Here is a 13,347-nt window from a genome sequence, read left to right on the forward strand (position 1 = left end):
CATTCAGCTGGTGCTTACTTGACTTCGTACGACTCCATGGGCTTGTCGTTGGGGTGGGCCCATGCGTCCTTGGTGGCGTCGGACAGTGGCAGGCCGACCTTCACGTTGGCCGGGGGAATCGGCTGCATGAACCACTTGTCATAGAGCTTGGCCAGCGAGCCGTCGGCGATCTGGCGCTTGATGGAGTCGTCCACGGCCTTCTTGAAGGCGGGGTCGTCCTTGCGCAGCATGCAGGCGATGGGCTCGACCGACAGGGTTTCGCCGACGATCTTGTACTCGGCAGGTGCCTTGGACTTGGAGATGTTGGCGGCCAGGATGGAGCCGTCCATGATGAAGGCGTCGGCACGGCCGGTTTCCAGCATCAGGAAGCTGTCGGCGTGGTCCTTGCCCATGACTTCCTTGAAGGTCAGGCCGTCGGCGCGCTTGTTCTTGCGCAGGGTCTGCACCGAGGTGGTGCCCGTCGTCGTGACGATGGTCTTGCCGTTCAGGTCCTTGATGCCGGTGATGCCGGAGTTGCCCTTGACGGCGATGCGCACTTCTTCCACGTAGGTGGTCACGGCGAAGGCCACATCCTTTTGGCGGGCCTGGCTGTTGGTGGTGGAGCCGCACTCGATGTCCACGGTGCCATTGGTCACCAGGGGGATGCGGTTTTGCGAGGTGACGGGCTGGTACTTGATGTCCAGCTTGGCCAGGCCCAGCTCCTTCTGGATGTCGGCCAGCACGCGCTCGCCCATCTCGGTGTGGAAGCCCACGTACTTGCCATTGCCCAGCGTGTAGCCCAGGCCGGAGGATTCACGCACGCCCAGCGTCACGGCGCCGGAGGACTTGATCTTGGCCAGGGTGTCACCAGCCTGCGCGAAAGCGCTGCCTGCAGCCAGGGCGGTCACGGCGATGGCCAACAAATGCTTCTTCATACGGGTCTCCTGAGATGAGAACGAAAACGGTCTTGATGAGAACGGTCGAGTCGCCTTGTGGGCTTGCTCGAACTATCAACGATGTGACACATATTGTGCAATCACGCACGGTGCTGGAGCACCGACACGTGCTAGGGCTTTCCAGCACGTCAGCCGGATTCAGGTAAGCAACTGCCGTGCCATGGCACGCGTTTTTTGCCCGATCCAGCGCACCGGCGGTCCTGCACACGGCGTGGTTGCTGTGCGCGCACTCTAATGCCAGGGCCGGTGGCACAGCCAATGCCGTTTGCAAAAGCCCTTATGCATGCTATGCATAATAGGTGTTTACCCTAGGCATAACCCGTGCACCAAGTCGGGCTCTTGCCGGGCACCCGCATGCACCAACGTGCAGCAAAAAGGGGCTGCGAGAGCCCCTTTTTTCCTGATGCGTGCCGTTTGGCGTGTCAGCCGATGGTCTCGCCCTGCTCCAGCAGGAAGTTCCACAGCGCGCCGGCCACGCCCTGGGGTGCGTCCTTGCTGGCGGGTTTTTCACGGTAGGCGCGCACTTCCATGTCCATGCGAAAACCGTTGTCGCCCGCAGGCGCGGCGCTGACCAGGCGCCCGGCCTCCAGCTCGTTGCGCACGGCGCTGAACGGCAAGAACGCGACGCCATGGCCTTCCAGCGCCATCGCCTTGAGGCCTTCGGCCATGTCGGTCTCGTAGACGCGTTCCAGGTGCACGGCCTCGGCCGCTTCCTTGAGGATGAGCTCCGTCACCCGGCCCAGGTAGGCGCCGGGCGCATAGCCCAGATAAGGCAGCGGCTGGCCCTGGCGGCCCGGCAGCTGGTGCAGCGGCAGGCCGTCGGCGTCGGGCTTGGCGTAGGGGGCGAGCACCTCATGGCCCAGGCTGACCATCTCGTAGCGCGCCGGGTCAAGCTGGAAGGGCTGGGACGGATGGAAGTAGGCGATCAGCAGGTCGCAGCCGCCTTCGACCAGGCGCATCACGGCGTCATGCACGTTGAGCGCGAACAGCCGGCTGCGGAACGGCCCGAACTTGGCCTGCACGCTGGAGACCCAGTTCGGGAAGAAAGTGAAGGCCAGCGTGTGCGGCACCGCAAACCCCACCATGCCCTTGCCCGCGCTGACGTGGGCACGCAGCATGGTGCGCGTGCTCTGCAGCGACTGCAGCATCTCCAGCGCCTGGTCATACATGGTCTTGCCGGCCGGCGTGAGCCGGGTCGGGTAGGAGCTGCGGTCCACAAGGTCGGTGCCGGCCCAGGCCTCCAGTGCCTGGATGCGGCGCGAGAACGCAGGTTGCGTCACGTGCCGCAGTTGGGCGGAGCGGCTGAAACTGCGTGTTTCAGCCAGGCTGACGAAATCTTCTAGCCATTTGGTTTCCATGGGCCTCATTATCCGCCGGGCCGTGACGGGTGCCTGACAGGGCAGGGATGGTCCCTCTGGCACACCGCATGGATGCGCACATAATGGCGCTGCGCCGCATTTACCCAATGTGACATTTTTTCCTCACGGCCCCCGGCACACGACGCCGAGGAAGCTCAGTGACTGCATCTGCCCCGCCATGTGTAATTTTCTGACTCCCCGCGTCCATGTCATCCCCTCCCACCGAAAACGGCGCCGCTGAGACGCCTTCGCAGCCGGACGAGCCGCGTTCGCTGCGCATCGAGGACTGGCTCACCGTGGTGATCATGGCCCTGCTGGCCCTGATCACCTTCGCCAATGTGCTGGTGCGCTACTTCACTTCCTCCTCCTTCGCCTGGACCGAGGAAATCTCGGTCTTCCTGATGATCCTGCTGGCCATGGTCGCGGGCTCGGCGGCCGTGGCGCGCAACGCCCATATCCGCATCGAGTACTTCGCCGAAGGCGGCAGCGCCCTGCGCAGGAAGCGCCTGGCACGCTTCGGCACGCTGATGGTGGCCCTGCTGTTCGCCGTGATCGCCGCACTGAGCGTGCGCGTGGTCTGGGACGACTACCGTTTCGAGGAAACCTCGCCCGGCATCGGCGTGCCGCAGTGGTGGTATTCGATGTGGCTGCCGATTTGCTCGGCCCTGATCACGGTGCGCGCGCTGCAGCTGTTCCAGCGCCAGGGCCGCCCTGGCGCCTTCGATGACAGCACCGGGGAGAAGGCGCAATGATCGCAACCCTGCTCTTCATCGCCTTCCTGGGCCTGATGTTCCTGGGCGTGCCGATCGGCGCGGCCCTGGGCCTGGCGGGCGCCGCCGCCATCGCGCTGGCCAGCCCCGACACGCAGTGGTTCGGCCTGCTGGCCGTGCCGCAGAACTTCTATGCGGGCCTGGGCAAGTACCCGCTGCTGGCGATTCCGATGTTCGTGCTCGTGGGCTCGATCTTCGACCGCTCTGGCGTGGCGCTGCGCCTGGTGAACTTCGCCGTGGCCATCGTGGGCCGCGGCCCCGGCATGCTGCCCCTGGTGGCGATTGCCGTGGCCATGTTCCTGGGCGGCATCTCGGGCTCGGGTCCGGCCAATGCCGCCGCCGTGGGCGGCGTGATGATCGCGGCCATGAGCCGCGCCGGCTATCCGGGCAGCTTCTCGGCCAGCGTGGTGGGCGCGGCTGCGGCCACCGACATCCTGATCCCGCCGTCCGTGGCCTTCATCATCTACTCGGTGCTGGTGCCCGGCGCCTCGGTGCCGGCGCTGTTTGCGGCCGGCATGATCCCCGGCATCCTGGCCGGCGTGGCGCTGATCATTCCCGCCGTGTGGATGTCGCGCAAGCACAAGATGGGTGCGCTGGAATCGTCCATGCCGCGCCCGCCGTTCTGGCGCAGCCTGCGCGAGGCCTCCTGGGGCCTGGCCGCTCCGGTGCTGATCCTGGGCGGCATGCGCGCCGGCTGGTTCACCCCCACCGAGGCCGCCGTGGTGGCCGTGTTCTACGGCCTGTTCGTGGGCATGGTGATCCACCGCACCATCACGCTGCGCGACCTCTACCCCATCCTGCGCGAGGCCGGCGAGCTGTCGGCCGTGATCCTGCTGGTGGTATCGCTGGCCGGCATCTTCGCGTTCTCGCTGTCCACGCTGGGCGTGATCGATCCGGTGGCCAAGGCCATCGTGGACTCGGGCCTGGGCGAGTACGGCGTGATGGCGCTGCTGATCCTGCTGCTGATCACCGTGGGCATGTTCCTGGACGGCATCTCCATCTTCCTGATCTTCGTGCCGCTGCTGCTGCCGATCATGCAGCACTACAACTGGGACCCGGTGTGGTTCGGCGTCATCCTCACGCTCAAGGTGGCGCTGGGCCAGTTCACGCCGCCGCTGGCCGTGAACCTGATGGTGTCCTGCCGCATCGCGGGCGTGCGCATGGAGTCCACCGTGCGCTGGGTCGGCCCCATGCTGCTGGCCATGTTCCTGGTGATGATCGCCGTGATCGCCTTCCCGCAGCTGGCGCTCTGGCTCCCCGCACGCCTGGGCTACTGATTTCCCAAAAATTCAACAAGGAGACCTTCGCAATGAAACTTCGCACTTTCCTCGCCAGCGGCCTGGCCGCGGCTGCGGCCCTGGCCCTTTCGTCCGCTCCCGCAGTGGCGCAGACTCCGGCCAAGTACAAGAGCGAGTACCGCATGTCGCTGGTGCTGGGCACGGCCTTTCCCTGGGGCAAGGGCGGCGAGATCTGGGCCAACAAGGTGCGCGAGCGCACCAACGGCCGCATCAACATCAAGCTCTACCCGGGCGTGTCCCTGATCCAGGGCGACCAGACGCGCGAATTCAGCGCGCTGCGCCAGGGCGTGATCGACATGGCCGTGGGCTCCACGCTGAACTGGTCGCCCCAGATCAAGGAGCTGAACCTGTTCGCCCTGCCCTTCCTCATGCCCGACTACGCCGCCGCCGACGCGCTCACGCATGGCGAGCCCGGCAAGCGCCTGTTCCAGCGCCTGGAAAAGGCCGGCGTGGTGCCGCTGGCCTGGGGCGAGAACGGCTACCGCGAGATCAGCAACTCCAAGCACGCCATCAAGACCCCTGCCGACCTCAAGGGCCTGAAGGTCCGCGTCGTGGGCTCGCCGCTGTTCCTGGACACCTTCACCGCGCTGGGCGCCAACCCCACGCAGATGAGCTGGGCCGATGCCCAGCCCGCCATGGCCAGCGGCGCCGTGGACGGCCAGGAAAACCCCGTCTCGGTCTACATGGCCGCCAAGCTGCAGTCCGTGGGCCAGAAGCATCTGACGCTGTGGGGCTACATCAACGATCCGCTGATCTTCGTGGTCAACAAGGACATCTGGGCCACCTGGACCAAGGAAGACCAGGACATCGTGCGCCAGGCCGCCGTGGACGCCGCCAAGGAGCAGGTCGTGATCGCGCGCAAGGGCATGATCGAGGCCGACAAGCCCCTGCTCAAGGACCTGGCCGCCAACGGCGTGACCGTGACCCAGCTCACGCCGGCCGAGCGCGAAGCCTTCGTCAAGGCCACGCGCCCCGTCTACGACAAGTGGAAGCAGCAGGTCGGCGCCGACCTGGTGGATGTGGCGGAGAAAGCCATTGCCGCGCGAACTCGTTAGAATGCTATCGGTTGATCGCACACTCCGGTAGAAGCAAAAGGCCCCGCTCTGCGGGGCCTTTTTTTCGCCATCCTCCTGCGCAGGAGCGGCCCGCGCCTCCGGCACGCCATCAACGAACGCCATGCCCCATGATGGCCTCGGCGAATGGGACAGCCTCTATGAGGCAGCAGCGCCGGCGCCCTGCACGCCACCCAGCAACATGTCTGTCCCCATCTCGCACAGCAGCTCCTCCAGTGCGCCCGAGGCGATCAGCGGCGAGGCCTCCAGCGAGGCGAAGCGCACCGTGCCCAGCACGGCCCGCGTGGCCACGTAAAGGCGTGCATAGGACAGCGAGGGGCCACCCCAGCGCTGCAGGTGGGCGGCCATGCGCTCGGCGGTCTCGCGCATGGACAGGGCAATGCGCTCGTCACCATCCTGCCGCCAGGCAAAGCGCGCCAGCTTGCGCCGCGCAGGCGTGCGGCCCGCAAAGCCCTCGACGATGCAGGCGACCACGCCGCGCGCCACGGCCTCGCGCGGCAGGCCCTGCTCCGACGCCTGCTCCAGCCAGGTCTCGATGGCCGCGACGGCCACACGGCGCTGGCCATCGACCATGGCGCGGAAGACGGCCTGCTTGTCGGGGAAGTACTGGTAGAGCGTGCCGATGGAGACGCCTGCGCGCTCGGCAATGCGGTTGGTGGTGAGCGCGGCTTCGCCCTCCTTGACCAGAATCTGAGCTGCTGCCTGAAGAATGGCCTCCAGCGTACGCTGCGCACGGGCCTGCACGGGCTGTCTTCTTCTCTGGGATTCAGTGGTAGCGGAGGTATGGGAGGGCATGCGGCAAAACCTGAGCACAAGGCGAGTTTTCTGCCCGGAGTTTAAGCACTACAGTGGCCGGCCATTGCAGCAAATCCCAAGGAATACACCATGAAAAAGCATCAGCACACCGGCGCGTGGGAAGCCCTGCCGTGAAGGGCGTGCAACTGCTGGCCCTGGCCGCCGCCCTGTTCGACACGGCGGCCGCGCTGGCCCACTTCGCCTGCATCGTCTGGGGGGGACGCGGGCTGCGGCTCATGGGTGCCGGCGAGCGCATGGCGCGCATGGCCGAGGCGGGGCACTGGTATCCGCCACTGGTGTCGGCGGCCATCGGCGTGGTGCTGTCGCTGCTGGCGGGGTATGCGCTGGCAGGCGCGGGCCTGCTGGGATCCCTGCCCTTCATGCGCCCGGTGCTGGCCGGGGCCGGCCTGGTGCTGGTGGCGCGGGCCGTGGCCTTTCCGTGGCTGAAGCCGCGGTTCCCGGACAACAGCGACCGCTTCTGGCACGTGTCCTCGGCCATCTGCCTGGTCATGGGACTGCTGCACCTGGCAGCAGCCCTTGGGAGATAAAGGGCTGACTCCAGCCTCAGGCCGTGACGGGCGAGACCAGCGGGCGGCCTTCCAGGTGGCAGCGCATGTTGGCGATGAAGCGGTCCACCGAGGCCTGCACGGCTTCGGGCGACCAGCCGCCCACATGGGGGGTGAGCACCACGGCGTCCAGGTCCAGCAGTTCGGCCGGGGGCGCGGGTTCGCTTTCGTAGACATCCAGGCCCGCGCCGGCAAGGCGGCCTTCGCGCACGGCGGCGGCCAGGGCGGCGGTATCGACCACGCTGCCGCGCGCGATATTGACCAGATGGCCCTGCGGGCCCAGCGCATCCAGCACCTGCGTGTTGATGAGGTGGCGCGTGCCCGGGCCGCCCGGCGTGGCGACCAGCAGCACATCGGCCCATTGCGCCAGGGACAGCAGGTCGCCGAAATAGCGGTGGGGCAGCTCGCTGCGCTGGCTGCGGTTGTGGTAGCCGATCTCCATCTCGAAGCCCAGCGCGCGCTGGGCGATCTTGGCGCCGATGGCGCCCATGCCGAGGATGCCCAGGCGCTTGTGCGAGACATTGGGCGGCAGCGGCATGGCAGTGCGCCAGACGCCGTCGCGCGTGGCGCGGTCCAGGCGCACCAGGCCGCGCACGGAGGCGATCAGCAGGCCCATGGCGTGGTCGGCCACGCAGTCGTCATTGGTGCCCGCGCCATTGCCCACGGCAATGCCATGGGCCTGCGCATGGGCGACATCGATGTTCTCGTAGCCCGCGCCCAGTGCGCAGACCAGCCGCAGCGCAGGCATGCGCTGCATCTGCGCGGCCGACAGGCCGATGGAGCCGATGGTCAGCACGGCCTGGATGCGTGCGCCGTGCTCGGCGAGAGCCGCCTCGCATTGGCTGGCGTCGGGCGCGTAGAGCAGGTCGAAGGAGGGAAAGGCCTGGGCCATCTGGCGCAGATGGCCTTCGGCGTTGAAGTTCAGGACAAGCAGGGCAGGTTGCATGGCGAAAGAGCGGCGCCCGCTGCCGCGGGGAAATCAGCGGCTTCAACGGGCTGTGGGCAAGGGGAAACCCATTGTCCACCCGCCAGGGGCCTTGCGCGGTGCCGCCCTACAGGTCCAGCACCAGCCGGGCGGATTTCGCGCGCGAGCAGCAGGGCAGGAACTGGTCGCAGGCGGCCTGCTCGTCTTCGGTCAGGTACATGTCGCGGTGCTCGGGCTCGCCCGAGAGCACACGCGTGAGGCAGGTGCCGCACACGCCCTGCTCGCACGAGGTCTGCACCTCCACGCCGATGCCGGCCAGCGCCTGGACGACGGTCTGCTCGGGCGCCACGCGCACCACCTGACCGGTGCTTGCGATCTCGATCTCGAACCCGGCATCGCCCTCGCGCTGCACGGCCTCGCCCGCGAAGAATTCGTAGTGCAGACTGTCCTCGCTCCAGCCCGACGCGCGGGCATGGCCCAAGGCCGCGTCCATGAAGCCGCGCGGGCCGCAGACATACAGGTGCAGGCCCGCCTGGGGGGCGCCGAGCAGTTGCGCCATGTCGAGCGCGCCCTCGCCATCCACATGCAGGTGCACGCGGTCGGCCCAGGGCATGGACTGCAGCAGGGCCGTGAAGGCCATGCGCTCGCGCGAACGCGCGCAGTAGTGCAACTCGAAATCGGCACCCTCGCGTGCCAGCTGGCGCGCCATGGCCAGCACGGGCGTGATGCCTATGCCGCCGGCCAGCAGCAGATGACGTGCAGGCCCGCCCGCATGCAGCGCGAAGTGGTTGCGCGGCGCGCCAATGGCGATCTGCTGGCCTTCCTGCACCTGTTCGTGCACGGCGGCCGAGCCGCCGCGCGAGGCGGCTTCGCGCAGCACGCCGACCACGTAGCGGCCCGTGTCCTGCGGGTCGTTGCACAGCGAGTACTGGCGCACCAGGCCGCCGGGCAGGTGCAGGTCGATGTGCGAGCCGGCCGTGAAGGCGGGCAGGCTCTGGCCGTCCAGCGGCACGAGTTCAAGGCTGCAGATGTCCTGCGCCTCGGCGCATTTGCGCGCGACGCGCACCTGGAGGATGGGGTTGGCTTGCATGGGGAAACGTGGGAATGGAGGGGTTCGGAAAAATCAGGCCGCCGCCAGCGCCTGGGCGCTGGCCTCGCGCAGCCGGCTGATCACGCGGCGCGCGCGGTTGGGGCCCGCGTCCACGTGGATGTCGATGACGGGGCGCGCGCCAAAGCGCTGCTGGTTGCGGAACTGGGCCTCGATGACGACCTTGTCTTCCTCGAAGGTGGCGGCCGTCTGGTCGATCACCAGGCGCGTGGTGTCCTGCATGCCGGGATGCGGGTTGGTGGCAATGGTCCAGAAGTAGTGGGCCGAATGCTCGGTCTCCGGCGTCACGCCGTGAAAGCCCCGCATGTGAAAGCCTTCGCGCTGCGGATCGTCCAGCTGCCCGCTGCCTGCGTCCATGGCGCCGGTCCAGATGCGCACATGCGAGGGGTGGAACTCCACCTCCTGCCAGCGGTCGATGCGGCCCGCGAACGGCCAGGCCGCCGCATAGGTGGGCGGCGGGTCGGAGTCGGGCATCCAGCGCAGCACGGTGACGCTGTCGCCCTCCTGGCGCACCTTGAGCTCGGCATTCATGTGGACGCCGGCATTGCCGCCAATGGTCTTGAGGTGCACATAGCCCAGGTGGCTGAGGTCCAGCAGGTTGTCGTGGATGAGCTGGTAGGGCGCGTCGTAGTGGTAGACATCGCCGCCGAAGCGGTAGCGCGCATCGCCGTGCACGGGATAGGCGGGCGGCTCCTGCGCGGGCACGGAATCGGGCGTGGCGCCCATCCAGATCCAGAGGATCTGGTCACGCTCGCGCAGGTCGAAGGACTTGACGCAGGCCTTGGGCGGTATGCGCTGCTGGCCCGGAATCTCCAGGCACTGCCCGGCGCGGTCGAACAGCAGGCCGTGGTAGCCGCAGCGCAGGCCGCGAGGCTCCACCGTGCCGCAGGACAGCGGCAGCTCGCGGTGGCAGCAGCGGTCTTCCAGCGCGGCGACGCTGCCATCGGGCGTGCGAAACAGCACGACGGGCCGGCCCAGCAGGGTGCGGGCTAGTGGCGCGTCCTGCAGCTCCCAGGCAAAGCCGGCGACATACCACTGGTCCAGCGGGAAGGCGGGCACGGGTGAGGGTGCGGTGGTGCATTCGGTCATGGGGTTCTCCTTCTTGTCTGCAAGCCGCGCTCAATGCGCCGACAGCGTGCGGCCCGTGGCTGCGGGCCTGCCGGCTTCGGGCCCTTGCAGCCGGTGCAGCGACACGATGCAGGCCGCGAACACGAAGGCCGCGCCATAGCCCACGTACAGCTGGCTGGCCGACCAGGAGGCGTCGAGCAGCGAGCCCGCGACCATGGGCGAGACGATGGCGCCGATGCGCCCTATGCCTATGCCCCAGCCCACGCCGGTCACACGCACCTCGCCGCCATAGACCATGGGCGCGATGGCATAGAGCCCCGCCACGCAGCCGTTGACGAAGACGCCGATCAGAAAAGCCAGCGCATACGACAGCAACAGCGAGCCCGGATTGCTCACGATGAAGCACAGCAGCACGGCCGTGGCCAGCATGAAGCCGGCCAGTGCGCGGTGCACGGGATAGCGCGCCGCCAGCAGGCCCAGCAAGGTGGCGCCCAGGATGCCGCCCAGGCTCAGCAGCACGCCGCCGGTCACGCCCTGCTCGGGCGTGAGGCCCGAGGCGGCCAGCAGCTTGGGCGTCCAGCTCATGACGAAGTAAAAGCCGAACATCACCGCGAAGAACGACAGCCAGACCAGCAGCGTGGGCCGGCGCAGGCCCGGCGCGAACAGCTGCAGCGGCCCCCGCCGCACCGGCCCCGCCGATGCGGGCGCGGCAGGCGGCAGCGCCACCAGCGTGGGCAAGCCCAGCCGGCCGACCAGGGCGTTGAGCCGCTGCAGCGCGCCGGCCGGGCGCCGCGCCAGCAGGAAGTCCATGGATTCCGGCAGGCGCCACCAGGCCAGGACCAGCACGCCCAGCGTCACGCAGCCGCCGAACAGGAAGACGGCGCGCCAGTCATGGCGCCCCAGCAGCCACACCGCGATGGAGCCGCCAATGCTGGCGCCCAACGCATAGCCCGTGGACTGCAGGGTGACGGCCAGGCTGCGCCAGCGCTGCGAGGCGTATTCGCTGGCAATCACGTTGCTGCAGGCCAGGATGCCACCCACGCCCAGGCCCGTGAGCACGCGCAGCGCCGCAAGCTGGATGGCGCTGTGGCTGAAGGCCGAGCCCAGCATGCCCACGCCCGAGAGGGCCAGGCAGGCCAGGATCAGCGGCCGGCGGCCCAGCCGGTCGGCCCAGGGCGCGATCAGCAGCGATCCGCCCGCCATGCCGAACAGGCCCGCACTGAGCAGAAAGCCCAGCTGGGCGCCGCTGAGCTGCCAGTGCGCCGACACGGCCGAGGCCGTGAAGGCCATGACCAGGACGTCGAAGCCGTCGATCATGTTGAGCACCATGCACAGGGCTATGACCAACCACTGGAAGCGCGTCATCGGCCGCTGGTCGACGCTTGCACGCAGGTCGGCGCTCATGGCCGCAGCTCCCGCAACGGGCAGTTGGACGATGCGGCGGCGCAAGGCCGCTGCAGCCATGGGACAGGGGTAGAGGCAGTCATCGTGGGTCTCCTTGGGTTGAAGCTCTGTGGGAGCTTTCTTGTGTTCTCAGCACATCATTACGTATGCTGAATGTGATTCAGTTTACTGAATGAAAATCTGCACCAGATACCGGGATTTCCCCGATCAGGCGGAGCCGCGCAGATGCAGATGCAGATGCAGATGCAGATGCAGATGCAGATGCAGATGCAGATGCGGACGCGGCCGGGCCGCCGTCAGTCGGATGAGGACGCGTCGAGGGTGTCGCGTGCGTCGTGCAGCTGCACGAACTTGCGCAGCAGGCGCTTGAACTCGGCCTGCTCTTGGGGTTCGAGCGCGGCCAGCATGCGCTCGTGCAGTTCGTGGACATTGGGCACGAAGCCGGCCAGCATGGTCTCGCCCTCGGCCGTGAGCGTCAGGCGCCGCTGGCGCCGGGGCAGGATCTCGCGCAGCACCCAGCCCTTGGCCTCCAGGCGCGCCGCGATGTCGGCCGTGGTGGAGTTGTCCAGCGCCACCAGCCGCGCCAGCGTCACCTGGTCGATGCCCGGCTTTTCCTGCAGCATGCGCAGGATGGCGTACTGCACGGGCGTCACGTCCGGCCCCAGCACGTCGCGGAACAGCTGCGCCGCGATCTGCTGCGCGCGCCGGATCAGGTGGCCCGGCTGGTCGTAGAGGTCGATGGAAAGCGGATCGGAGGCGGAGTGGACCATCGGTGGCGGCAGGCCTTGCGGCCCTGGGGTTGAAGCCCGCCGAGGTTACCCCATCCCCGGCGCCGCCCGCGCCTGCTGGCCTGGCCATGCCGGCAGCCTCAGGCCACGGCGGCGGCAGGCTGGGCCGCTGCTGCGCCCACCGCCGCCGCCTGCTGCTCCTGCGCAATCCACTTGTCGATGACCTTGCGCGACTGCACGCCGCCCGCATCGATGTTGAGCTTGAGCAGCTTGCGGTCGGGGTGGGCACTGAGGTTGCGCTGCTGCAGCTCCAGCATCTGCAGGTCTTCGCTGAAGATCTTGTGCTGGCCCTCGCGGATGCGGTCGGTGACTTCGGCATCGCCCGGATTGAAGCGGCGCGCCATGCCCCAGAAGTACCACATGGATTCCTCGGTCTCGGGCGTGATGAAGTCCACCACCATGCTGTAGACCTTGTGTTCGTCGGGCGCGTCGTAGCCGCCGTGGCCTGCATGGGCCACGCCGACCTCGACCAGCACATGGCTGGGCGGGGTGAAGCGGCAGACCTGCCAGCGGTCCACGGGCACCTCGTCGGCCAGGCCGTTGCTGCGCAGCGCCATCTTCCAGAACGGGGGGGCGGGGATGTCGTTCATGAAGCGGCTGGTGACGACCTCGACATCGGCGCCCTCGCCGCGCGTCTCGGTCTTGCAGGGCGTCTCGTCGATCTCGGCCTGGCCGATGGAGCTGGCGTGCACATAGGTCTCGTGCGTCAGGTCCATGAGGTTGTCGATCATCAGCCGGTAGTCGGCCTGGATGTGGAACATGCCGCCGCCGTAGGCCCATTCGGGGTTGTCGTGCCAGGGCAGCTTCGGAATCAGGGCGGCATCGGCCAGCGCCTTGTCGCCGGGCCAGACCCAGATGAAGCCGTGGCGTTCCTCGACGGGATAGCTGCGGATCTCCGGGAAGCCGCGCACGCGCTGGCCCGGCATGGCAATGGTCTTGCCGTCGCAGCCCATCTCCAGCCCGTGGTAGCCGCAGACCAGCTTGCCCTCGCAGACAAAGCCCAGCGACAGGGGCGCGCCGCGGTGCGGGCAGAAATCCTCCACGGCGGCAATGCCGTGCTGCGCGCGGTAGAACGCAATGCGCTCGCCGCAGATGCGACGGCCCAGCGGCTTGTCCTGGATCTCGTCGGACGTGGCCGCCACGTACCAGGTGTTCTTGGGAAATGTGCTCATGGGGGGTCTCCTTTATGGGTGGGGTCCGCAGTCCTTGGCGCTGCGGTGGCTGGGGCACGGGCGGCCGAGGCCGCCGGCGCGTATCAA

General features: G+C 68.0%; 13 protein-coding genes. 4 read left to right on the forward strand and 9 right to left on the reverse strand.

The genetic code is table 11. The features are described from left to right. Nucleotides 1-14: 14 nt before the first annotated feature. Complete coding sequence (locus AC57B5_RS15170) at nt 15-914, reverse strand: transporter substrate-binding domain-containing protein (protein ID WP_063327262.1); 900 nt, start codon at nt 912-914, stop codon at nt 15-17. Nucleotides 915-1,357: 443 nt separating this feature from the next. Next, nucleotides 1,358-2,293: a LysR substrate-binding domain-containing protein gene (locus AC57B5_RS15175; RefSeq protein ID WP_170962088.1), complete on the reverse strand. Its 936-nt coding sequence runs from the start codon at nt 2,291-2,293 to the stop codon at nt 1,358-1,360. 206 nt (nt 2,294-2,499) lie between these two features. Between AC57B5_RS15175 and AC57B5_RS15180 the strand changes: the two genes are divergently transcribed. From AC57B5_RS15180 to AC57B5_RS15190, 3 genes are read left to right on the forward strand one after another with little or no spacing between them, the layout of a single operon-like run. Continuing rightward, nucleotides 2,500-3,045, forward strand: a complete 546-nt coding sequence (locus AC57B5_RS15180; RefSeq protein WP_013804178.1) for a TRAP transporter small permease — start codon at nt 2,500-2,502, stop codon at nt 3,043-3,045. Continuing rightward, a complete protein-coding gene (locus AC57B5_RS15185; RefSeq protein WP_043819923.1) occupies nt 3,042-4,340 on the forward strand; it encodes a TRAP transporter large permease in 1,299 nt (432 codons plus the stop codon). Before AC57B5_RS15180 ends, AC57B5_RS15185 begins: the two co-directional genes overlap by 4 nt. Before the next feature lie 32 nt (nt 4,341-4,372). Next, on the forward strand, nt 4,373-5,416 hold the full coding sequence (locus tag AC57B5_RS15190; RefSeq protein ID WP_496399840.1) for a DctP family TRAP transporter solute-binding subunit: 1,044 nt from the start codon (nt 4,373-4,375) through the stop codon (nt 5,414-5,416). A 156-nt stretch (nt 5,417-5,572) separates the two neighbouring features. On the opposite strand, the gene AC57B5_RS15195 is transcribed toward AC57B5_RS15190, so the two are convergent. After that, nucleotides 5,573-6,229, reverse strand: coding sequence for a TetR/AcrR family transcriptional regulator (locus AC57B5_RS15195; protein WP_496399841.1), 657 nt, complete (start codon nt 6,227-6,229; stop codon nt 5,573-5,575). Between the two features lie 116 nt (nt 6,230-6,345). On the opposite strand from AC57B5_RS15195, the gene AC57B5_RS15200 reads away from it, so the two are divergent. Continuing rightward, nucleotides 6,346-6,777: a hypothetical protein gene (locus AC57B5_RS15200; protein ID WP_496399842.1), complete on the forward strand. Its 432-nt coding sequence runs from the start codon at nt 6,346-6,348 to the stop codon at nt 6,775-6,777. A 16-nt stretch (nt 6,778-6,793) separates the two neighbouring features. On the opposite strand, the gene AC57B5_RS15205 is transcribed toward AC57B5_RS15200, so the two are convergent. The 6 genes from AC57B5_RS15205 to AC57B5_RS15230 form a co-directional block, all read right to left on the reverse strand. Beyond that, nucleotides 6,794-7,741, reverse strand: a complete 948-nt coding sequence (locus AC57B5_RS15205; protein ID WP_012203287.1) for a 2-hydroxyacid dehydrogenase — start codon at nt 7,739-7,741, stop codon at nt 6,794-6,796. Between the two features lie 106 nt (nt 7,742-7,847). Further along, the gene (locus AC57B5_RS15210) at nt 7,848-8,810 is read right to left on the reverse strand and encodes a PDR/VanB family oxidoreductase (RefSeq protein WP_310637342.1); all 963 of its coding nucleotides are present in this window, start codon (nt 8,808-8,810) and stop codon (nt 7,848-7,850) included. 33 nt (nt 8,811-8,843) lie between these two features. Further along, nucleotides 8,844-9,917, reverse strand: coding sequence for a Rieske 2Fe-2S domain-containing protein (locus AC57B5_RS15215; protein WP_310637343.1), 1,074 nt, complete (start codon nt 9,915-9,917; stop codon nt 8,844-8,846). 30 nt (nt 9,918-9,947) lie between these two features. After that, nucleotides 9,948-11,300 carry an MFS transporter gene (locus AC57B5_RS15220; protein ID WP_496399843.1) on the reverse strand — a complete coding sequence of 451 codons (1,353 nt, stop codon included), beginning with the start codon at nt 11,298-11,300 and terminating at the stop codon, nt 9,948-9,950. A 296-nt stretch (nt 11,301-11,596) separates the two neighbouring features. Further along, the gene (locus tag AC57B5_RS15225) at nt 11,597-12,070 is read right to left on the reverse strand and encodes a MarR family winged helix-turn-helix transcriptional regulator (RefSeq protein WP_012203283.1); all 474 of its coding nucleotides are present in this window, start codon (nt 12,068-12,070) and stop codon (nt 11,597-11,599) included. Between the two features lie 98 nt (nt 12,071-12,168). After that, nucleotides 12,169-13,260: a Rieske 2Fe-2S domain-containing protein gene (locus tag AC57B5_RS15230; protein ID WP_496399844.1), complete on the reverse strand. Its 1,092-nt coding sequence runs from the start codon at nt 13,258-13,260 to the stop codon at nt 12,169-12,171. Nucleotides 13,261-13,347: the final 87 nt, after the last annotated feature.

It is taken from the genome of Delftia sp. BGA-UO-ETr-SB1 (genome assembly GCF_059567865.1).